This is a genomic window from Spirabiliibacterium mucosae, from assembly GCF_014884965.1.
Taxonomy (GTDB): domain Bacteria; phylum Pseudomonadota; class Gammaproteobacteria; order Enterobacterales; family Pasteurellaceae; genus Spirabiliibacterium; species Spirabiliibacterium mucosae.
Window position 1 is genome coordinate 24,415 of sequence record NZ_JABTBO010000020.1, and the last position, 19,996, is coordinate 44,410.

17 protein-coding genes and 1 pseudogene are annotated in these 19,996 nt (G+C 53.3%); 12 read left to right on the top strand and 6 right to left on the bottom strand.

Annotated elements, in window-relative coordinates:
* Nucleotides 1-179 precede the first annotated feature (179 nt).
* The 8 genes from HPC37_RS08190 (at nucleotide 180) to ftsX (ending at nucleotide 7,689) form a co-directional block, all read left to right on the top strand.
* Complete coding sequence (locus tag HPC37_RS08190) at nucleotides 180-878, top strand: transferrin-binding protein-like solute binding protein (RefSeq protein ID WP_208122670.1); 699 nt, start codon at nucleotides 180-182, stop codon at nucleotides 876-878.
* Between the two features lie 173 nt (nucleotides 879-1,051).
* On the top strand, nucleotides 1,052-2,056 hold the full coding sequence (locus HPC37_RS08195) for an ABC transporter substrate-binding protein (protein WP_208122684.1): 1,005 nt from the start codon (nucleotides 1,052-1,054) through the stop codon (nucleotides 2,054-2,056).
* The gene (locus HPC37_RS08200; RefSeq protein ID WP_208122671.1) at nucleotides 2,031-3,050 is read left to right on the top strand and encodes a FecCD family ABC transporter permease; all 1,020 of its coding nucleotides are present in this window, start codon (nucleotides 2,031-2,033) and stop codon (nucleotides 3,048-3,050) included. The genes HPC37_RS08195 and HPC37_RS08200 overlap by 26 nt, the downstream gene beginning before the upstream one ends.
* Nucleotides 3,043-3,831: an ABC transporter ATP-binding protein gene (locus HPC37_RS08205; protein WP_208122672.1), complete on the top strand. Its 789-nt coding sequence runs from the start codon at nucleotides 3,043-3,045 to the stop codon at nucleotides 3,829-3,831. The genes HPC37_RS08200 and HPC37_RS08205 overlap by 8 nt, the downstream gene beginning before the upstream one ends.
* Complete coding sequence (locus tag HPC37_RS08210; RefSeq protein WP_208122673.1) at nucleotides 3,809-4,537, top strand: substrate-binding domain-containing protein; 729 nt, start codon at nucleotides 3,809-3,811, stop codon at nucleotides 4,535-4,537. Before HPC37_RS08205 ends, HPC37_RS08210 begins: the two co-directional genes overlap by 23 nt.
* Nucleotides 4,538-4,621: 84 nt before the next feature.
* Complete coding sequence (ftsY, locus tag HPC37_RS08215; RefSeq protein WP_208122674.1) at nucleotides 4,622-6,082, top strand: signal recognition particle-docking protein FtsY; 1,461 nt, start codon at nucleotides 4,622-4,624, stop codon at nucleotides 6,080-6,082.
* A gap of 8 nt (nucleotides 6,083-6,090) precedes the next feature.
* Nucleotides 6,091-6,750 (top strand): cell division ATP-binding protein FtsE, encoded by a 660-nt coding sequence (gene ftsE / locus HPC37_RS08220; RefSeq protein ID WP_208120881.1) that lies wholly within the window; start codon nucleotides 6,091-6,093, stop codon nucleotides 6,748-6,750.
* 9 nt (nucleotides 6,751-6,759) lie between these two features.
* Complete coding sequence (gene ftsX, locus HPC37_RS08225; RefSeq protein WP_208122675.1) at nucleotides 6,760-7,689, top strand: permease-like cell division protein FtsX; 930 nt, start codon at nucleotides 6,760-6,762, stop codon at nucleotides 7,687-7,689.
* 7 nt (nucleotides 7,690-7,696) lie between these two features.
* Here the strand turns inward: ftsX and HPC37_RS08230 are convergent, their stop codons facing one another.
* The 3 genes from HPC37_RS08230 to HPC37_RS08240 are packed head-to-tail and all read right to left on the bottom strand — an operon-like array spanning nucleotide 7,697 to nucleotide 11,118.
* Nucleotides 7,697-8,836 (bottom strand): glycerate kinase, encoded by a 1,140-nt coding sequence (locus HPC37_RS08230; RefSeq protein ID WP_208122676.1) that lies wholly within the window; start codon nucleotides 8,834-8,836, stop codon nucleotides 7,697-7,699.
* A gap of 9 nt (nucleotides 8,837-8,845) precedes the next feature.
* A complete protein-coding gene (locus HPC37_RS08235; protein WP_208122677.1) occupies nucleotides 8,846-9,655 on the bottom strand; it encodes a Cof-type HAD-IIB family hydrolase in 810 nt (269 codons plus the stop codon).
* A 53-nt stretch (nucleotides 9,656-9,708) separates the two neighbouring features.
* The gene (locus tag HPC37_RS08240) at nucleotides 9,709-11,118 is read right to left on the bottom strand and encodes a glycoside hydrolase family 1 protein (RefSeq protein WP_208122678.1); all 1,410 of its coding nucleotides are present in this window, start codon (nucleotides 11,116-11,118) and stop codon (nucleotides 9,709-9,711) included.
* 190 nt (nucleotides 11,119-11,308) lie between these two features.
* Between HPC37_RS08240 and HPC37_RS08245 the strand changes: the two genes are divergently transcribed.
* Nucleotides 11,309-13,270 (top strand): bifunctional 2',3'-cyclic-nucleotide 2'-phosphodiesterase/3'-nucleotidase, encoded by a 1,962-nt coding sequence (locus HPC37_RS08245; protein ID WP_208122679.1) that lies wholly within the window; start codon nucleotides 11,309-11,311, stop codon nucleotides 13,268-13,270.
* Between the two features lie 19 nt (nucleotides 13,271-13,289).
* On the opposite strand, the gene narQ is transcribed toward HPC37_RS08245, so the two are convergent.
* From narQ to lptM, 3 genes and pseudogenes are all read right to left on the bottom strand, one after another.
* Nucleotides 13,290-14,990 carry a nitrate/nitrite two-component system sensor histidine kinase NarQ gene (narQ, locus tag HPC37_RS08250; protein ID WP_208122680.1) on the bottom strand — a complete coding sequence of 567 codons (1,701 nt, stop codon included), beginning with the start codon at nucleotides 14,988-14,990 and terminating at the stop codon, nucleotides 13,290-13,292.
* Nucleotides 14,991-16,243, bottom strand: a pseudogene (gene lysA, locus HPC37_RS08255) (diaminopimelate decarboxylase).
* Between the two features lie 8 nt (nucleotides 16,244-16,251).
* Entirely contained in the window at nucleotides 16,252-16,386 is a 135-nt protein-coding gene (lptM, locus tag HPC37_RS08260) for an LPS translocon maturation chaperone LptM (protein ID WP_208122681.1), read from the bottom strand.
* A gap of 121 nt (nucleotides 16,387-16,507) precedes the next feature.
* Between lptM and cyaY the strand changes: the two genes are divergently transcribed.
* From cyaY to recQ, 3 genes are read left to right on the top strand one after another with little or no spacing between them, the layout of a single operon-like run.
* On the top strand, nucleotides 16,508-16,816 hold the full coding sequence (cyaY, locus tag HPC37_RS08265; protein ID WP_208122685.1) for an iron donor protein CyaY: 309 nt from the start codon (nucleotides 16,508-16,510) through the stop codon (nucleotides 16,814-16,816).
* 7 nt (nucleotides 16,817-16,823) lie between these two features.
* Entirely contained in the window at nucleotides 16,824-17,678 is an 855-nt protein-coding gene (gene pldA / locus HPC37_RS08270; protein WP_208122682.1) for a phospholipase A, read from the top strand.
* A complete protein-coding gene (recQ, locus tag HPC37_RS08275; protein ID WP_208122683.1) occupies nucleotides 17,665-19,497 on the top strand; it encodes a DNA helicase RecQ in 1,833 nt (610 codons plus the stop codon). Before pldA ends, recQ begins: the two co-directional genes overlap by 14 nt.
* Nucleotides 19,498-19,996: the final 499 nt, after the last annotated feature.

Genomic DNA, 19,996 nt, shown 5'->3' on the forward strand with positions numbered 1-19,996 from the left:
CACTTTGCTTATCACTTCCCTTTTTATTTATTCAACTGAAAGTCACATTTGTAAACTATATATATCAAAAAGTATTCACAAAAAAGACATTTGATCCCAAATGGTATATTTGCTATGCTTTCATAGACGTTTGAAATCGCACATTTCAAATTACCATAACAACAATTGGAGGATATCCTATGAAGCGTACTTATTTAGCTCTGGCATTAGTTGCATCTTTAGGTCTTGCCGCGTGTAGCAGCAGCGACGACGACAAGAGCACAGAAGATCAATTGAAAGACAAATACACTCAATTGGAAGACTCTTTCAAAGATGGCGTCGAATCAGTTAAAGGTAAAATTCACTCAATCAAAATTGGTGACAAAACCTATGATTTAACTGACGCTAAAGGATCAAAAGAATTTAAAGATTTCAAAGAGAAAAAAGAAGATTCAACAACAATCATCACAAGTGATGGTTATGAAGAAAGCAATTTCGGTGTCGTAAAACTGGCTAATCATGGCAAATTCTTTAGCTATGGTGTGCCGACAAAAGATATGCCTGATGAAGGTAAAGCAAACTACTTTGGTGGTGCGTTATTTACCCAAGATGGTGGCAAAACATTAGAATCTGGTCGCGCAAATATTGGTGTGGATTTTGGTAAACGTGAGATCGATGGTGAAATCATCTCTGACAAAAATAAATCCATCACCTCATTCAAAACTGACTTTGCGAAAGGCTCAAGCAAATTTAGTGGAGACGGTGTAACTGGTGGATTCTACGGTGATAACGCGGCTGAAATCAGTGGTAAATTTGATAAAGGCGGCTACACTGGTGTATTCGGCGGTAAAAAAGAAAATAATCATTCTTTTATTCCATCTTCAAAGCCACTCGTTTGAGTGGCTTTTTTATTGCCGCACGTTGGCCTGTCACAGCAATTTTTAAAAAATAAACAAACTCGTTTCACATCGCGATAAACTTTGTTATCGTTATATGGTTTTTTAAATAACGATGGAGTTGCTATGAAAAAATTAAAAGTGCGGTTTTGCTTACGCTGGCCTTTGCCTCAACCATGGCGTGGGCCGATCGCCAAATTACCGACCAACTAGACCGTCAAGTGACGATTCCTGACACCATCAGCCGCGCGGTGGTGTTGCAACACCAAACGTTGGATATTGCCGTGCAGCTTGACGCAACCGACCAAATTGTTGGGATTTTGTCCACTTGGAAGAAAAATCTCGGTAAAGATTATGTCCGTTTGGCACCACAATTGGAAAAAATGGCCATGCCTGGTGAGCTGACCAAAGTGAATATCGAAAGCCTGCTCTCACTCAAGCCTGATGTGGTATTTGTCACCAACTACGCGCCACCTGAGATGATTAAACAAATCTCTGACGCGGGCCTGCCGGTGATTGCTATTTCACTGCGGGTGTCGCCAAAAGATGAGCAAGCCAAGCTCAACCCAACCTTGCAAGATGAAAACGAAGCTTACAGCGAGGGGCTCAAACAAGGCATCGCACTGATTGCTAACGTGTTCAACAAGCAACAAAACGGTGAAGCATTGATCAAAGCCGCCTTTGCCAACCGCCCATTGCTCAAAGCCCGCTTGGCCAATGTGCCCAAAGGTGCGCGCGTGCCAACCTACATGGCTAACCCTGATTTAACCACCTACGGCTCGGGCAAATACACCGGCTTGATGATGGAGCACGCGGGCGCCAACAACGTGGCAGCCAGCACCATCAAAGGCTACAAACAAGTGTCAATGGAGCAAGTGCTGAGCTGGAACCCAAGCGTGATTTTTGTGCAAAACCGCTACCCAGACGTGGTGCCTGAGATTGTCAACGGCACGCAATGGCAAAATATCCAAGCGGTGAAAGACAAAAAAGTCTATTTAATGCCGCAATATGCCAAAGCGTGGGGCTACCCAATGCCTGAGGCCGTCGGTTTAGGCGAGTTGTGGATGGCGAAAAAGCTCTACCCTGAGCGCTTTGCAGACATTGATTTAGATAAAATGGTTAACGATTATTACCAAAAATTCTATCGCACCCACTATGTCCCAACCCCAGCTAAACAGTAACCGCACTTTATGGCTGCTCGCCCTTGGGCTGCTGGCAACCGTCCTGATCTCACTCGGTCTGGGGCGGTATGCCTTATCCCTTGAGCAAATCCTCACTTTGTTGTACCAGCGCATCACCGCGATGCCCATGCCCGCCATTGAAAGCCAAGTGCTGTTTGATGTGCGCCTGCCGCGCATTTTAACCACTGGCCTTGTCGGCGCGGGCTTGGCACTCAGCGGGGCGGTACTGCAAGGCGTTTTTCGCAATCCGTTAGTCGATCCCCACGTGATTGGTGTCAGCTCAGGCGCGGCCTTTGGCGGCACATTGGCGATCTTTTTTAGCCTGTCCACCTTGGCGCTGTTTGCCAGCACCTTGACTTTTGGCATCGCCACCTTAGTGCTGGTGTTTTTGTTCAACCGCCGCGTGGCCAGTGGCAGCTTGTTGATGCTGATTTTAACCGGCATGATTTTAAGCGGCTTTTTCGCCGCGCTGGTGAGCCTGTTGCAATACATTTCCGACACTGAAGAAAAGCTGCCGAGCATCGTTTTTTGGCTGATGGGCAGCTTTGCTACCGCCAACGGGCAAAAACTGTTCTTTTTCGCCCTGCCATGGGCGCTGTGCTCGGCGGTGTTACTTGGGCTGCGCTGGCGGCTCAACGTGCTGTCACTCAACGATCGCGACGCCTGCGCCCTGGGCGTCAAGGTCGCTCCTTTGCGCTGGTGCGTGCTGTTTTGCGCGGGCACCATTGTGGCCTGCCAGGTGGCGATTAGCGGTAGCATTGGCTGGGTGGGGCTGATTATCCCTCACATCAGCCGGATGTTAGTGGGCGCTGACCACCAAAAATTGCTGCCCACCGCCATGCTCGTGGGCGCGATTTATTTGATTGTGATCGACGATCTCGCGCGCACTTTAACCGCCAGCGAAATCCCGATCAGTATCCTCACCGCACTTTTAGGCGCGCCGGTGTTCGCGCTGCTGGTCTATCGTTTACGACGGCAGGTGCACGATGAATAAGACCGCACTTTGCCTGCATAAATTGGGCTTTCACTACCCGCGCGCGCCTTGGCTGTTTGAGGATTTATCCTTTGCCTTAGCCCAAGGAGAGATTTTAGCCATTCTTGGGCCTAATGGCTGCGGCAAAAGCACGCTGCTTTCCCTGCTGCTCGGCCACCTCAAGCCGCGCACAGGCACGCTGCAAGTGGCCTCCACCATCGGCTTTGTGCCGCAATTTTTTACCGCCGCGTTTGATTACACCGTGCTGGACATTGTGCTGATGGGCCGCGCCCAACATATCCGCACATTTGCCACCCCGCGCGCGCAAGACCGCCAAGCCGCACTGGCCGCACTGGCGCAAATGCAATTAAGCGCGCTGGCGCCACAAAGCTTCAACACGCTCTCTGGCGGGCAAAAGCAGCTGGTGCTGATTGCCCAGGCGCTGGCCAGCGAGTGCCAGATAATGATGCTCGACGAGCCAACCTCCGCGCTGGATCTGTTCAACCAAAATCAGGTGCTCAATTTGCTCGCCGAGCTTGCGCGCGAGCGCCGCATCAGCATTGTGTTCACCACCCACCAGCCCAACCACGCCTTGGCAATCGCTGACAAAACATTGCTGATGCACCCCGGCCAACCGCACTTTGGCGCCAGCAACGCGGTGCTCAGCGCTGAGCAATTAAGCCGGCTGTTTACATTGGCGATGTCTCGCCACCGCGTGACCGAGCACGGCGTGCGCTTTGAGCATATCATCCCACTATTTGACACCTTGGTAACGCCACATGAACACACTGACTATCCTTAGCGCCGGCAGCTTTCGCCGCGCCTTAAACGCCTTGGCTGACGCCTTTCACGAGCAAAACCGCACGTTGACTATTGATTGCCACTTTGGCCCAGCAGGCTTGTTGCGTGAGCGGATTGAGCAAGGCGAGCACTGTGATATTTTCATCAGCGCCAATCTTGAGCACATCGACACCTTGAGCGCGCAGCACAAGGTGCTTGAGCGCGCCACCATCGCCCACAACTGCCTAGGGCTCACCGCCAAGCGCAGCCCTCAAACCGAGGGGCGCGATGCCTTGAGTTTGTTGTTTGACCGCACTTTGCGCCTGGGCACCTCAACCCCGAACGCCGACCCTTGTGGTGATTACGCCTGGCAGCTGTTTGAGCGGATTGACGCGCGCTACCCAGGCGAAGGAAAAAGCCTCAAACAGCGCGCGCTGCCTTTGGTGGGCGGCAAAACCACCGCGGCGATTCCTGAAGGGGAGATTGCCTCACGCTATTTGCTCGCTCACAATAAGGCTGATCTTTTCCTCGGCTACGCCCATTACGCCCCACTTTTGGCCGCTGACCCAGCACTCATCACGCTAGCGCTGCCAAGGGATCTCAATATCATCGCCGATTACGGCTGCGCACGGCTGCAAGCAAATGGTGCAGCAAGTGCGTTTTTCACCTTTTTACAAAGCGCACAGAGCCAGCGCATCATCGCCGCGCACGGCTTTATTGGCGGATAACATTTCACAAAAATCCCCCATCGGTGGTAAACTTAGCCAATTATGGAAAAATAATGCAAAGTGCGGTCACAAGAGAGAGCAGCAATGGCAGAGAATAAGAAAAAAGGTGGGTTTTGGTCTTGGCTGGGGTTAGGCAAAGACAAGCCGCAACCAGCCGAAAACGAGGAAGCGTCATCACAAGCGCAAGCAGAAGAACAAGCCGAACATGAGGCAGAAGCACAACGCTTAGCCGAAGAACAAGCGGCGCGTGAGGCAGAAGCACAACGCTTAGCCGAAGCGCAAGCGGCGCGTGAAGCAGAAGAAAAGCGCTTAGCCGAGGAACAAGCGGCACGCGAGGCAGAAGAAAAGCGCTTGGCTGAAGCACAAGCGGCGCGCGAAGCAGAAGCGCAACGCATAGCCGAGGAACAAGCCGCGCGCGAGGCAGAAGCACAACGCTTAGCCGAAGAACAAGCGGCGCGTGAAGCGGAAGAGAAACGCTTAGCCGAAGAACAGGCCGCGCGTGAGGCAGAAGCGCAACGCTTAGCCGAGGAGCAAGCGGCACGTGAAGCGGAAGAAAAACGCCTAGCCGAAGAGCAAGAAAAAAGACAAAGTGCGGTCGAGCAAGAAAAGCCGAGCCAAGGGGGCTTTTTCAGCCGCTTGTTAAAAGGCCTGGTGAAAACCAAGCAGAACCTAGGCAGTGGCTTTCGCAACCTCTTTCGGGGCAAAAAAATCGACGATGAGCTGTTTGAAGAGCTGGAAGAGCAGCTGTTGATTGCCGACATCGGCGTGCCGACTACCACCAAAATCATCAACAACCTCACCGAACACGCCAGCAAAAAAGAGCTGCGCGATGCTGAGCAACTCTATCAAAAACTCAAACAAGAGATGGCGGCGATCCTCGAGCCGGTGGCCAAGCCCCTTGAAATCACTGACAAAAAACCGTTTGTGATTTTGATGGTGGGCGTCAACGGCGTGGGCAAAACCACCACCATCGGCAAGCTGGCGCGGCAGTTCCAGCAACAGGGCAAATCGGTGATGCTGGCGGCAGGTGACACCTTCCGCGCAGCAGCGGTGGAGCAATTGCAAGTGTGGGGTGAGCGCAACAACATCCCTGTGGTGGCGCAAAGTACCGGCTCTGATGCCGCGTCGGTGATTTATGACGCGATGGAATCGGCGCGTGCGCGCAACATTGATATTCTTTTGGCGGATACCGCAGGCCGGCTGCAAAACAAAAACCACCTGATGGATGAGCTGAAAAAAATCGTGCGCGTGATGAAAAAGCTCGACCCAGACGCCCCGCATGAAATCATGCTCACCCTTGATGCGGGCACCGGCCAAAATGCCATCAGCCAAGCCAAGTTGTTTAACGAGGCCACAGGGCTGACGGGCATCAGCCTGACCAAACTCGATGGCACCGCCAAAGGCGGCGTGATTTTTGCCATTGCTGATCAATTTAATGTGCCGATTCGCTACATCGGGATTGGCGAAAAAATTGAAGATTTGCGCCCGTTTAACGCGCAAGAATTTATCGATGCACTGTTTAGCCAAGAACAAGACGAAGAATAAGGGCCGATATGATCCGATTTATTAACGTTAGTAAAGCCTACCTTGGCGGCAAACCTGCCTTGCAGGGCTTGAGCTTCCACCTGCCGGTGGGCTCCATGACTTATCTCACCGGCCACTCTGGCGCGGGCAAAAGTACGCTGTTGAAGCTCATCATGGGCATTGAGCGCGCCAATGGCGGCTCGGTCTATTTCAACGGGCACGACATCACCCGCTTAAGCGATGATCAAATCCCGTTTTTGCGCCGCCAAATTGGCATGGTGCACCAAGACTACCACCTGCTGACTGACCGCAGCGTGCTGGAAAATGTCTCTTTGCCGTTGATTATCTCGGGCATGCACCCTAATGAAATCAAGCGCCGCGCCTGTGCTGCGCTTGATAAAGTCGGGCTTTTGCACCGCGCCAATCACCTGCCGCTGCATCTCTCTGGCGGTGAGCAGCAGCGCGTTGACATCGCCCGCGCGGTGGTCAACCGCCCGCAATTGTTGCTGGCCGACGAACCTACGGGTAACCTGGATAAAACGCTATCGCGTGAGATCTTCCGCTTGTTTGAAGAGTTCAACCGCGTGGGGGTGACGGTGCTGGTCGCCACGCACGATCACACCATTGTGCAGCAATATCCAAAACCGACCTTAGTGCTTGAGCAAGGTCATCTTCGTGCATTTCAATAAGGAGATTCTATGAGCTCACGCCCAACCCAAGCGCCGTTTTGGATGCAAACCCAATATGTGTTGAAATCCGTGTTCAATGACCTGTGGCTAAAACGTGTTGGCACCGCGCTGACGGTGCTGGTGATCGCGGTGTCGTTGACCATTCCGACCATCAGTTATCTGCTGTGGAAAAACACCAAAGAGGCGGCCACCAAGTTTTACCCTGAGTCACAAATAAGTGTTTACTTACATAAAACCTTAAGCGAGGCCGATGCCAATTTGGTGGTGGACAAAATCCGCCAAGAAAAGGGCGTGGCGGAGCTCAGTTACATCTCGCGCCAGCAAAGTTTGGAGGATTTCCGCCAATGGTCGGGCTTCAATGATGAGCTGGCGATGCTCGACGACAACCCGCTGCCGGCGGTGGTGATGATAACCCCAACGGAGGCGTTTCAAACCAGCGCGAAGCTCACCGAGCTCAAGCAAACGCTGATCAAAATCAAAGGCGTGGATGAAGTGCGGCTAGACACCGACTGGATGGAAAAACTCGGCGCCATCACCTGGCTGGCTGGGCGCATTGCAGTGGTGTGCACCTTGTTGATGTTGCTGGCGGTGATTTTGGTGATCGGCAACAGCATCCGCTCGGATGTGTACAGCGCGCGCGCCAACATTGAGGTGATGAAGCTCCTCGGCGCCACCGAGCACTTTATCCTGCGGCCGTTTCTCTACACAGGCTTGATTTATGGCATTATCGGCGGCGTGCTGGCCACTTTGTTGAGCGGCTTGACGATTGCCTATTTCTCGACGGCGATTGACTATGTCGCCAATATTTTTGCGGTGAAATTTGAGCTCAACGGCATGAATGTTATCGAAGTGCTGTTTATCATCGCCCTGGCCGCCTTTACCGGCTGGTGCGGCGCGCTGATTGCGGCGAAAAAGCACATTCACCGCTTGGAAAATTGATTAAAACCTAAAGTGCGGTTGCCAATTTGTACAGCCGCGCGACATTCTCGGCGCAGGATTGCAAGTTTTGCGCACCGCACTTTAAGGTGTTCTCAAGGCTGTCGAGTTGCTGAATAATCGGGAACACCGCATCAATGCCGTGATCGTAAACGGCGACATAATCCGCGCGCAAGCAGCCGACAAGGGCAATCACGGGCTTGTTGTGCGCTTTGGCGCAGCGCGCCACGCCAATCGGCGTTTTACCGTGTACCGTTTGCCCGTCCATGCGCCCTTCACCGGTGATGACCAAATCGGCTGACCGCACTTTGCTCTCCAGCCCCACGGCGTTGAGCATAATCTCCACCCCAGAGCGCAACGCAACGTTAGGCAATAGCATCAATCCTGCGCCCATGCCGCCGGCGGCACCTGCGCCTTTGACGTCATTGATGGCTTTGTTAAGCTCACGCTCAACCACCTCGGCAAAATGGCCAAGGGCATGATCAAGGCGTTTGATCATCGTCTCATCGGCGCCCTTTTGTGCGCCAAACACCGCCGCCGCGCCGTGCTCACCTGTCAGTGGGTTATCGACATCACAGGCAACGGACAACCGCACTTTACTTAGGCGCTCATCCAGCTGTGATAAATCCACTCTCGCCAGGCTTGCCAGCGCAGCACCGCCGAAAGCGAGCTCGTCACCGTTGTCATCATAAAAATGCGCGCCAAGGGCTTGCAGCATGCCGATGCCGCCGTCGTTGGTGGCACTGCCGCCGATGCCGAGAATAATGTCCTCCACCTCGTGGCAAAGTGCGGTTTTGATCAGCTCGCCGGTGCCAAAGCTGGTGGTGTGCTCAGGATTGCGCTTATCCATAGGGACTAAATGCAGCCCCGAGGCGGCGGCCATTTCGATGATCGCCGTGCGCCCGTCGCCTGAAAGCCCCCACTGGGCTTGCACTGTTTCACCCAGTGGGCTTTTGACCGCACTTTGCATTAACTTGCCGCCGGTTGCGTCCACAAACGATTGCACCGTGCCTTCGCCGCCGTCGGCCATCGGCACCAAAGTGTAGCTAGCATCAGGGAAAATGCGCGCAAAGCCTGCTTGAATGGCCTGCGCCACCGCTTGGGCGGTGAGGCTTTCTTTGAAACTGTCTGGTGCAATCACAATGTGCATAGGCACTCCTTATAACACGTAGCGCTCAATCGCTTGCGCCACGCCTGAGTCGTTGTGGTGGCCGGTGATGGCATCGGCCATCGCTTTGAGCTCGTCGGTGGCGTTTTCCATCGCAATGCCAAGGCCGGCGTATTCCACCATGTGGGCGTCGTTGCCAGCATCACCCATGCAAATCACATCCCGCGCCGCGATGCCCAAAAACTCCGCCAGTGCCGCAATGCCGCTGCCTTTGTTGGCTTTCGGGTGGAGGAACTCCATAAAAAACGGCGTGCTTTGCACCACGGTGAACTGTTCTTTGAGCGTTGCTGGCAAGGTTGTCATCGCGTGGGTGACTTTTTCACTATCATCGGCATAGAGCACTTTGATGATCGGCTCCTCGTCGCTCAGCTCGGCAAAATCCAATTGGTTGAGCGTGATTTTGTTGATCTCCGCCTCGTGCTGGCTGCACGGCCCGCAATCAGGCGAGATGAGCCCACGCCTAGGTGAAAAGGCGTGCAGGTTGATGCCGATGGATTTTGCATGATCAGCGAGCAGCTTGGCCTCACGGCCAGTGAATTGGAAATCTTGAATGATCTTTTCATCACTGATGCGCTTGACCTGCGCGCCGTTAAAGCACAATACATAATCCTCGGGGCTGGTCATTTCAAGCTGCTCAAAATAGTGCTTGAGGCCGGCAAACGGGCGGCCTGAGGCCAGCACCACACGCACGCCGCGGTTTTTGGCGGCCAAAATGGCTTGACGGTTGCGCTCGCTGATGCGTTTTTGGCTATCAAGCAGCGTGCCGTCCATGTCTAATGCAATTAATTTATAGTTGTTCATAATATCCTCATGTGAATTTGCACTAGCATACCACAGACCGCACTTTGCCTGCACTACAAGGTGGCGCCATTGTGGGCAATCAGTTTTTGATACCAATAAAAACTCTTCTTCTTGCCACGCGCGAGGTCTTTGAGGTCAAATTCATCGCGGTTAACGTAAATAAAGCCGTAGCGCTTGCTCACCCCTTGGTGGGTGCTGACCAAATCAATCGCCGACCATGGATTATAGCCAAACACTTCCACCCCGTCGGCAATCGCCAGCTGCAGCTGCTGGAGGTGCTTTTTCAAATAATCGATGCGGTAGTCATCGTTAATGCTGCCGTCGTCTTCCACTTCATCAAAGGCACCAAGGCCGTTTTCCGTCACCAGCAGTGGCAAGGCGTAGCGCGAATAAATGCGCCGCATCGTAGTGCGAAAGCCCGCGGGGTCAATCTCCCAGCCAAATTCGTTGACACTTAAGTGCGGGTTTTTGCCGCCGCGGAAAAAGCCCGATTCGCCCACGGCAAGTTGCTGGTCACCACTTGAGCCGACGTCATCGCCGTCACCGTGGCTGGCGGACACGGTCGCCGAGCTGTAATAGTTAAACGCGATGAAATCAGGCTTGGCGGCTTTAAGCAGCGCCATGTCGCCCTCGGCGATGTCTGGGGTGGCATCGCGGGATTGCAAAAACGCCCACGCTAAGTGGTTGTATCGGCCATAAACGGCCATGTCGAGATAGAGCCAGTTGCGCAGCGCTTCAAAGTTATCCGCCGCGATGATATCTTCAGGTCGTGCACTGGCAGGATACACACAGGCAATGTTGATGGCCGGCGCAATTTTGGCGTGCGGCAGCATCTCATGGCATTTGACCATCGCTTTGGCCTGCGCCACAAACATATTGTGATTTTGCTGATAAATATCTTTCATTGGATTCTCGCCCTTGCCGCCGCCGGTGCCAAGCGCGTTGGGGTGCAAAATCATCATATTTTGCTCGTTAATCGTCAGCCAATAGCTCACGCGATCGCCCAAGCGCTCATAAAGTGCGGTGCAGTAGCGCTCAAAGGCATCAATGGTGGCGCGGTTTGACCAGCCGCCTTTTTGCGCCAAGGCATAAGGCAAATCAAAGTGATAAAGGGTGACAATCGGCTCAATATTGTGCGCGCGCAGCTCGTCAATTAACGCGCTGTAAAACGCCAAGCCCTTTTCATTGAGCGCGCCGTCGCCGTCGGGGAACACGCGGCTCCAGGCAATCGAAAAGCGATAGGCTTTCAGCCCCAGCTCGGCAAACAGCGCCACGTCTTCTTTAAAACGGTGGTAGTGATCCGCGCCCACTTTGAAATCGCTGGTATTGGGCACAACTGACGCCATATCAATCACTGACGGGCCTTTGCCGTCTTCGTCCCAAGCACCTTCAACTTGGTAGGCCGAGGTCGACGCGCCCCATAAAAAGTGCGGTGGGAAGGGGGTGCCATTGTGATGCTGCATACATTCTCCTTATTGTTATTGCTGCAAGATAATTGCTTAAGATACACATAAATGCGCAAAAAAACGAAAGTTTATTGCAAGAATGTGATCTTGGCTGGAATTCTTACATTCTCTCGCCCGCGCTACTTTTCATGGCTTGGGCAATTCCCGTAAAATTGGGCTGATTATTCTAATAACAAACGGAGTGTTTATGAAAATCACGTTTAATCAATTACATCTTGCCATGATGACCGCACTTTGCTTGCCTGCGTTGGCGAGCGCGGCGGATATGGACCTGCGCATTGTGGAAACCACCGACTTGCACGCCAACATGATGGATTATGACTACTACAAAGACAAACCGTCAGAAAAAATCGGGCTGGTGCGCGCGGCGGATTTGGTGCAAAAAGCCCGCGCTGAGGTGAAAAACAGCGTGTTGGTCGACAACGGGGATTTGATCCAAGGCAGCCCAATGGGCGACTGGGTGGCCTCCAAAGGCTTGAAAGAGGGCGAGCTGCACCCGGTGTATAAAGCGATGAACTTGCTCGATTATGATGTGGGCAATATCGGCAACCACGAATTTAACTACGGGCTGGAATTTTTAGACCGCTCAATTGCCGGCGCCAAATTCCCGTATATCAACGCCAATATTTATGTTGCTAACGGCAAAGACGACAAGCACTATTTCACGCCGTATATCATCAAAGAGTATGACTTTGTCGACACCGACGGCAACAAGCAACAGCTCAAGGTGGGCTACATCGGCTTTGTGCCGCCGCAAGTGCTGATTTGGGATAAGAAGAATCTTGAAGGCAAAGTGATCGCCAAAGACATCACCGAAACCGCCAAGCAGCTGGTGCCGAAAATGCGCGAAGAGGGCGCGGATATCGTGATTGCTGTGCCACACTCTGGCCTGTCTGCCGAGCCGTACCGCACTTTGGCCGAAAACTCTGTGTATTACCTCTCAAAAGTTGAGGGCATTGACGCCATCGCCTTTGGCCACGCGCACGCGGTCTATCCAAGCAAAGAGTTTGCCGAGATTCCAGGTGCGGACATTGAAAAGGGCACCATTAACGGCGTGCCGTCGGTGATGCCAGGGCGCTGGGGCAGCCACATTGGTGTGATTGACCTCAAGCTCAATAATGATTCGGGCAAGTGGAAAGTGGTCTCTGGCACCACCGAGGCGTTGCCGATTTATGACAGCAAAAACAAAACCGCCATCGCCAAGCAATACGTGCCGATTTTGGACGTGCTGAAAGACGATCACAAAAGCACGCGCGATTATGTCAACGCACCGATTGGCAAAGCCGATGACAAAATGTACAGCTTCCTCGCGCTGGTGCAAGACGATCCAACCATTCAAATTGTCAATCTCGCCCAGCAAGATTATGTCCAACGTTTTGCCCAAGGCGACCCAGATTTAGGCAACCTGCCAGTGCTCTCGGCAGCGGCGCCATTTAAAGTGGGCGGGCGCAAAAATGACCCAAGCAACTACACCGAGGTCGAAGCAGGCCAGCTGACCTTCCGCAACGCGGCGGATTTGTACCTCTACCCTAACACGCTGGTGGCGTTGAAAGTCACCGGCGAAGAGGTGCGCGAGTGGCTGGAGTGCTCCGCCGGCCAATTTAACCAAATTGACCCAACCAAGGCGGAAAAACAAAGCTTGATCAACTGGGACGGCTTCCGCACGTATAATTTTGATGTGATTGATGGCGTCAATTACCAAGTGGATGTGACCCAACCTGCGCGCTATGACGGCGAGTGCAAGCTGATTAACCCTGACGCGCACCGCATTGTTGATCTCACCTTCAACGGCAAGCCGATTGATGTGAAACAACACTTTTTGATTGCCACCAACAACTACCGCGCCTTTGGGGAAAAATTCCCAGGCACTGGCAGCGCGCACATCGCCTTCTCAGCACCGGATGAAAACCGCACTATTGTGGCCGATTACATCCGCCGCGTGAGCCAAGAGCAAGGTGAAGTGAAAGCCACCGCCGATAACAACTGGCGCATCAAAGCCATCCCTGACAACAAAGCGCACGTCTTCTTTGAAACCTCGCCGTCAGACAAAGCCGCGGCGTTTATCAAAGAAAAAGCCCAATACCCAATGCAAAACATCGGGCAAGACGACAACGGCTTTGCGTTGTATCAGTTGGATTTGAGCAAATAAGCCAAAAGCCAAAGTGCGGTTAGGCCAGGCAATTCGACAGGCACAACCGCACTTTTGTGCCCCCTTGTGGGCGCGCTGTGATGCTCAATGTGGCATTGAGCTCTTGCGCGCGCTCGCTCATGATATTCAGCCCGTAGTGGCCGCTCGGTTCGTTGAGTGAGGCAATACCCACACCGTCGTCTTGCACAATCACTTCGTTTTCACCGTCATCATTGGCGCGCGCAATCACTTCAATCACGCTGGCATTGGCGTGTTTAATGCTGTTGAGCACCGCCTCGCGCACAATTTGCAGCAGGTGAATTTGCTGCTGAGCACCAAGAATTTGCGACGGCAATGCGCACTCCAGCGTGATTTTGGCGTCACTGTTAGGCTGCAGGCTGTCAATCACCTCTTGCAGTGCCAGCGCAAGGTTGGATTCGTTCACGGTGAGGCGGAAGGTGGCCAGCAGCTCGCGCAGCTGGGTGTAGCCATCAGACAGCGCGGTTTCAAACTGGCTGACAATTTGCAGGCTTTTTGGCGCATTGTCGCCCATTTCTCGCTCAATCGCGCGTTTGAGCAGCGTTAGCTGAATTTGCAAAAACGCCAGCACTTGCGCCAATGAGTCGTGCAATTCCCGCGCGATGATGGAGCGCTCTTGCATCAGCAAAAGTTGCTGCTGCTGCTTGGCCAATTGCGCCGAATGCAGCGCGCGGCCGAGCATTTGCGCGATGTTTTCAATCGTGCGCAAATCAGGGTACCCCTGCCCGCGCTGCCAATGGAGCTGGCCGAGATTTTTATCCCCAATGGTGATGCGTGTGGTGTGCCACGGTTTGGACTCGCTCACCTCGCCCACGTCCATGCTCCACATCTCATTGCCGTTAAGTTGCAGCCGCAGCGCTTGCAGGGATTCGTTTTGCCGCAGCGAGGCGAGGATAATATGCAGCCCCTCGCGGTTGACCTCACTGGTGCTTAAGCGCTGGGAGGCGAAATAGAGCATCGACAACGTGCGGTTGATTTGCGTTAAACTGTGGGTTTTTTCATTGACTTGATGCTCAAGGCAGTCGTAGAGTTTTTTCAGCTCTTTGGCCATTTGCGTGAACCCGCGCGAGAGCACGCCGAGCTCGTTGTCGCTGTCGACATCAAGCTGGAGGTGTTCAAATTGGCCGTTTTGCACCTGTTGGCTGGCGGTCACCAGCCGCCCTAAGGGCTCGACCACTTTTTTGCGGCTATAACCGAGCAGCAACAAGCCCAAGGCGGCCATCAGCAGCAGTGCGCAAATGTTGGAATAAATCGCCACCATCAGCTGGCGCTCGGAAAATGTCTGCAACACGCTAACAAAATGGTCAACTTGGTTGACATAATCGCCCAACTGCTCACGATAGCCCGCTTTGTCGCCAGCGAGAATAAAACGCTCCATCACCTGCCAGCGCGAGAGCAAAGTGCGGTACGCCATTTGCACCTCATCGGGCACATAAATGTGATTAAGCCGCACCAATGTGGGCGAGCGCAACGTCTCACGATAAAGCGCCACGCCCGTTTCAACCGCCTGTGGCTGGTAGTCCATATCATGCAGCAGGCGGTAGCTTTGCATCCGCAGGGAGCCGGAGACGTTAATCATCTCCGCATCGGATTGATTGCCCACCATAATCAAGGTGGTCACACCCGTAGCCAGCCCCGAGAGCAGCATGATCGAGAGCACATACAAGGCCAGGCGTTTGGTTAAAGAGCGGTGAAACTGCATTTATTCACGCACCAGCTGCTCATGCGCCCACAGCTCAGGCAACGTTTCACGCCGGCGGATCAAGTGCGCTTTATTGCCGTCTACCAGCACTTCCGCCGCGCGCGGGCGGGTGTTGTAGTTTGACGCCATGCACGCGCCATAGGCACCGGCCGAGCGCTGCACCAGCAAATCGCCTGCGGCAATGGCCAAGGTGCGGTCTTTGCCCAAAAAATCACCTGTTTCACAAATCGGCCCCACCACGTCATAAACCGCACTTTGGCGATCTAAAGTGCGGTCGGCCTCGATGATTTGCATATAGGCTTGATACAGCGAAGGGCGAATCATGTCATTCATACCCGCGTCCACAATCGCAAAATGGCGCTGCTCATTGCTTTTGATAAATTCTACTTTGGTCACCAGCACGCCGGCATTGGCAACAATCGCCCGCCCAGGCTCAAGGATGATTTCAAGCTCAGGGTAATCCTTGAGCTTTGCCAGCAGCGCTTTGGTGTATTCGCTCGGTTGCGGGGGCGTTTCGCCGTTATAAGGCACGCCCAAGCCGCCGCCAAGGTCAAGGTGCTCGATGGTGATGCCGTCTTCTTTGAGCGCTTGCATCAGCACCAACAAGCGGTCGGTAGCGTCTAAAAATGGCTGCAATTCAGTGATTTGCGAGCCGATATGGCAATCGAGCCCGACAATTTTCACGTTGGGCAGCGTGCGCGCGTGCCGGTAGGCGCTGCGCGCTTGCTTGACGCTAATGCCGAATTTATTTCTTTCAAACCGGTTGAAATATACGGGTGGGTTTTGGCGTCCACATCAGGGTTGACGCGCAAAGAAATCGGCGCGATTTTGCCCATCTCGCCTGCCACGGTGTTGATCAGCTCAAGCTCGGGCAAGGATTCCACATTAAAGCAGCGAATGCCAAGATCCAGTGCGCGCGCGATTTGCTCGGCAGTTTTTGCCACACCTGAAAACACCACTTTGTGCGGCTCGCCACCGGCGGCCAGCACGCGCTCAAGTTCGCCAAGCGAGACAATATCAAACCCCGCGCCCATGTTGGCCAGCTGGTTTAAAATCGCGATGTTGGAGTTGGCCTTCACGGCATAACAAATCAGGTGCGGGTGTGTGCCAAAGGCATCATCAAAGGCGCGGAAATGGCGCACCAGCGTGGCCTTGGAATAGACGTACAGCGGCGTGCCAAACTCGCTCGCCAGCGCGCTAATGGCGAGCTTTTCAGCGTAGAGTTGATTATCGTGGTATTGAAATAAATCCATGCCAATCCTTAATTTAGTGCTTGCGTGGTGCTTTGCTCAGCTTTTTGGTCGTCAGCGGGGAAATAAAGCGGGCCTTTCACGCCACAACTGGCGAGGCTACACAGGCAAAAAGCCGCAAGTGCGGTCAAAATTGCAGTTTTCATAATCTGTCCTTGTTGAATGATTTTGGCTATTTTAACCATTAATATCGACAATGTGCTATCACTATTGTTGGAAAGTTGTAAAATGCTATAATTTAGAGCCATTATGCGTGGAGAGCAAATCATGAATGTAACACAATACCATCAGCAAGTTGAGCAAACCTGGGCTGAAATTGAAACCGCCCTTGACGAGCAAGAAATTGATGTCGATTGCGATATTTTAGGCTCGGTGTTTTCCATCACCTTTGCCGACGGGCAACAGATTGTGATCAACAAACAAGAGCCGCTGCTTGAGCTGTGGCTGGCAAGCAAACTCGGCGGGTATCACTTCAAGTTCCATTCAGGGCAATGGCTCACCGCCGACAATCAAGAATTTTTCCAATTACTAACCGATGCATTGGCCGCCTATGGCGAGCAGGTGCGTTTTAAATGAGAGAGTTATGCGTAAACTGATTATCCTAACCGCACTTTTGCCGCTGTCAGCCATGGCGGCTGATTTGGCCACCAGCGAGTCGCCAGTCTATCACTCGAAAACCGAGCTGATGCTGCGCAAAAGCAAAGACAACTTCTTCTCGCTCGCGCCGTGTGAGCAAAACTACATTATGGAAACCTTCAGCAACGGCAATTTCGACATGCAAGACGGCAAAGAGAAAAAGCATGACGAAATCAAATTCCAAATCAGCCTTGGCTTGCCGATTTGGCGCGGCATTTTGGGCGAAAACTCGCTGCTCGGTGCCAGCTACACCCAACGCTCGTGGTTTCAACTGAGCAACACGATTGAATCCTCGCCGTTTCGTGAAACCAACTACGAACCACAGCTCTTTTTAGCCTGGTCAACCAAATACGCTCTGCCATGGGGCTGGACGCTCAACGACATTGAAACGGGCTTCAACCATGAATCCAACGGCCGCAGCGACCAATTTGAACGCTCGCGCAGCTGGAACCGCCTCTATGCCCGCGTGTCTGCGCGCAAAGACAACTGGATGGTGGAATTTAAACCGTGGTGGCGCATCCCTGAAAAAGCCGAAGACGACGACAACCCAGACATCACCGCCTATCGCGGCCACTCTGATTTGACTGTCGGCTACAAATACAACGAGCACCAAGTCAAGCTCACCGGCCACTATAACTTCAAAAGTGCCAAAGGCGGCATTTTGGCCAATTATAGCTACCCAATCACCAAGCAAGTGCGGTTTTATGTGCAGTATTACGGGGGCTATGGCGAGTCACTGATTGACTACAACCGCCGCATTCACCGCGTAGGGCTTGGCATTTCGTTAAATGACGTGTTCTGATTTGCCCGACGGTGATGCAAAGTGCGGTCAAGCGGCCGCACTGGCCGTGTTGCGCCAAGTGTTTGGCTACCAAAGCTTCCGCCACGGCCAACAACACGCCATTGAAGCCGCCCTGCAAGGGCGCGACAGCCTGCTGGTGATGGCCACCGGCTCCGGCAAATCATTATGTTACCAAGTGCCCGCGCTGTGTTTTGACGGGCTGACACTGGTGATTTCGCCACTGATTTCGTTGATGAAAGACCAAGTGGATCAACTCACCAGCAACGGTGTGGCGGCCGCCTTTCTCAACTCCAGCCAAAGCAGCGATGAGCAACAACAAGTGCAATCGCGCGCGATAAACGGCAGCTTAAAACTGCTTTACATCTCGCCTGAAAAGGTGATGACCAGCAGCTTTTATCATTTCGTCAGCCAGTGCAAGCTGAGCTTTATCGCCATTGATGAGGCGCACTGCATCTCCCAATGGGGGCACGATTTCCGCCCTGAATACAGCCTGCTCGGCGGGCTAAAACGCAGCTTTCCCACCGTGCCGATGATGGCGCTGACCGCCACCGCCGATCGCACCACGCGCGAGGATATTCTCCAGCTGCTTAAACTTGAAGACCCGTATGAATACATCGGCAGCTTTGACCGCGCCAATATCCGCTACACCTTGATGGAAAAATACAAAGGCGTGGAGCAAATGTGCCAGTTTGTGCTCTCGCAAAAGGGCAAGTGCGGTATTGTCTATTGCAACTCGCGCGCCAAAACCGAAAAACTCTGTGACAGCCTCAAGCGCCGTGGCATCAACGCCGCGCCCTATCACGCCGGCTTAAGCCAGCAGCAGCGCGAGGCCACCCAACGCGATTTTCAACACGACAATATTCAAGTGGTGGTCGCCACCGTCGCTTTTGGCATGGGCATCAATAAATCCAACGTGCGCTTTGTGCTGCACTTTGACCTGCCGCGCAGCATTGAGGCGTATTATCAAGAAACCGGCCGCGCTGGGCGCGATGACCTGCCAGCACAGGCCGTGCTGCTCTATGACCCGGCCGATTACGCCTGGCTTAATAAAATCCTGCTGGAAAAGCCCGAAGGCCCGCTGCGTGAAATTGAGCAACACAAGCTGCAAGCCATCGGCGCCTTTGCTGAGGCGCAAACTTGCCGGCGGCTGGTGCTGCTCAACTATTTTGGCGAAAGCCGGCAAACGCCGTGCAACAACTGCGACATTTGCCTCTCGCCCCCAACCCACTACGATGGGCTGCTAGATGCACAAAAGGTGCTGTCGGTGATTTATCGCACCGGTCAGGTGTTTGCGATTCATTATGTGGTGGCGGTGTTGCGCGGGCTGAATAATCAGCGGATTAAAGACAACGGCCACGATAAGCTCGCGGTGTATGGCCTAGGGCGTGATCAATCGCAAGAATATTGGATTAATGTGATTCGCCAGCTGATTCATCTCGGGTTGATTGAGCAAAATATCACGCATCACAGTGCGCTGCGCTTAACCGAAGCGGCGCGCCCTGTGCTGCGGGGGGAGAGTGCCCTCTCGCTGGCCACGCCGCGCACGACGCAGTCGGTGATGCGTAAGGTGCAATCGCAGCGGGTGAAGAACTACGACAAACATTTATTTGAGCGGCTGCGGTTTTTACGTAAGCAATTGGCGGAGAAGGAGTCGATTCCGCCGTATATTGTGTTTAATGACGCAACGTTGCAGGAGATGGCGCAGTTTAAGCCGACCAGTCAGGCGGCGATGTTGGAGATTAATGGAGTCGGTGAGCGGAAATTAGCGCGCTTCGGCGCGGCCTTTTTGGCGTTGATTTGTGACTATCAGGCACGCTAACCGCACTTTGGGGTTTTTTCTTTGTTTTCTTTCATGACGCCGTCATCTCTATCGTTTTTCTTCGTTCTGAGCTGGCGCTCGGCGCGCTTGTTCATAACTCCGTCATGACTATCGCAGTTCCGCCTTCGGCGGCTTAGGGGCTTGTTTGCGCAAGCACCTCCAAACCCAACGCACTCCAGGTTCGCCGCTGGTCGTGCTGCGCTACGTGGTTATTTAACCGTTCGAATTTTTAACTTGCCCGCTGCGCGGGCTTCGGACACGAAAAATTCTCACTGATAACCACTGCGCTCCGCACTAGCGGCTCTATGGGGCCCAAAAACACCACAGCCGTTCACGAGGGTTAAAACACAAAGTGCGGTTAAAAGCTTTTTAAAAGTGCGGTGACCGCACTTTACCTTTTCAAAAAACAAAACTTAATGATGCGATCCGCCCCCGGAATAAGATGCTGAGCGTGTGCCTAAAGTGCTAGGCGAGTGAGGGTTTGATCCCGAATGAGCCG

Excerpts from the sequence above, each read along its gene's own strand:
- cyaY (WP_208122685.1), top strand. The coding sequence starts at position 16,508 with ATGAATGTAACACAATACCATCAGCAAGTTGAGCAAACCTGGGCTGAA.
- HPC37_RS08230 (WP_208122676.1), bottom strand. The coding sequence starts at position 8,836 with ATGCACATTGTGATTGCACCAGACAGTTTCAAAGAAAGCCTCACCGCC.
- pldA (WP_208122682.1), top strand. The coding sequence starts at position 16,824 with ATGCGTAAACTGATTATCCTAACCGCACTTTTGCCGCTGTCAGCCATG.
- ftsY (WP_208122674.1), top strand. The coding sequence starts at position 4,622 with ATGGCAGAGAATAAGAAAAAAGGTGGGTTTTGGTCTTGGCTGGGGTTA.
- HPC37_RS08240 (WP_208122678.1), bottom strand. The coding sequence starts at position 11,118 with ATGCAGCATCACAATGGCACCCCCTTCCCACCGCACTTTTTATGGGGC.
- ftsX (WP_208122675.1), top strand. The coding sequence starts at position 6,760 with ATGAGCTCACGCCCAACCCAAGCGCCGTTTTGGATGCAAACCCAATAT.
- HPC37_RS08190 (WP_208122670.1), top strand. The coding sequence starts at position 180 with ATGAAGCGTACTTATTTAGCTCTGGCATTAGTTGCATCTTTAGGTCTT.
- HPC37_RS08245 (WP_208122679.1), top strand. The coding sequence starts at position 11,309 with ATGAAAATCACGTTTAATCAATTACATCTTGCCATGATGACCGCACTT.
- HPC37_RS08205 (WP_208122672.1), top strand. The coding sequence starts at position 3,043 with ATGAATAAGACCGCACTTTGCCTGCATAAATTGGGCTTTCACTACCCG.
- HPC37_RS08195 (WP_208122684.1), top strand. The coding sequence starts at position 1,052 with ATGGCGTGGGCCGATCGCCAAATTACCGACCAACTAGACCGTCAAGTG.
- recQ (WP_208122683.1), top strand. The coding sequence starts at position 17,665 with ATGACGTGTTCTGATTTGCCCGACGGTGATGCAAAGTGCGGTCAAGCG.
- ftsE (WP_208120881.1), top strand. The coding sequence starts at position 6,091 with ATGATCCGATTTATTAACGTTAGTAAAGCCTACCTTGGCGGCAAACCT.
- HPC37_RS08210 (WP_208122673.1), top strand. The coding sequence starts at position 3,809 with ATGAACACACTGACTATCCTTAGCGCCGGCAGCTTTCGCCGCGCCTTA.
- narQ (WP_208122680.1), bottom strand. The coding sequence starts at position 14,990 with ATGCAGTTTCACCGCTCTTTAACCAAACGCCTGGCCTTGTATGTGCTC.
- lptM (WP_208122681.1), bottom strand. The coding sequence starts at position 16,386 with ATGAAAACTGCAATTTTGACCGCACTTGCGGCTTTTTGCCTGTGTAGC.
- HPC37_RS08200 (WP_208122671.1), top strand. The coding sequence starts at position 2,031 with ATGTCCCAACCCCAGCTAAACAGTAACCGCACTTTATGGCTGCTCGCC.
- HPC37_RS08235 (WP_208122677.1), bottom strand. The coding sequence starts at position 9,655 with ATGAACAACTATAAATTAATTGCATTAGACATGGACGGCACGCTGCTT.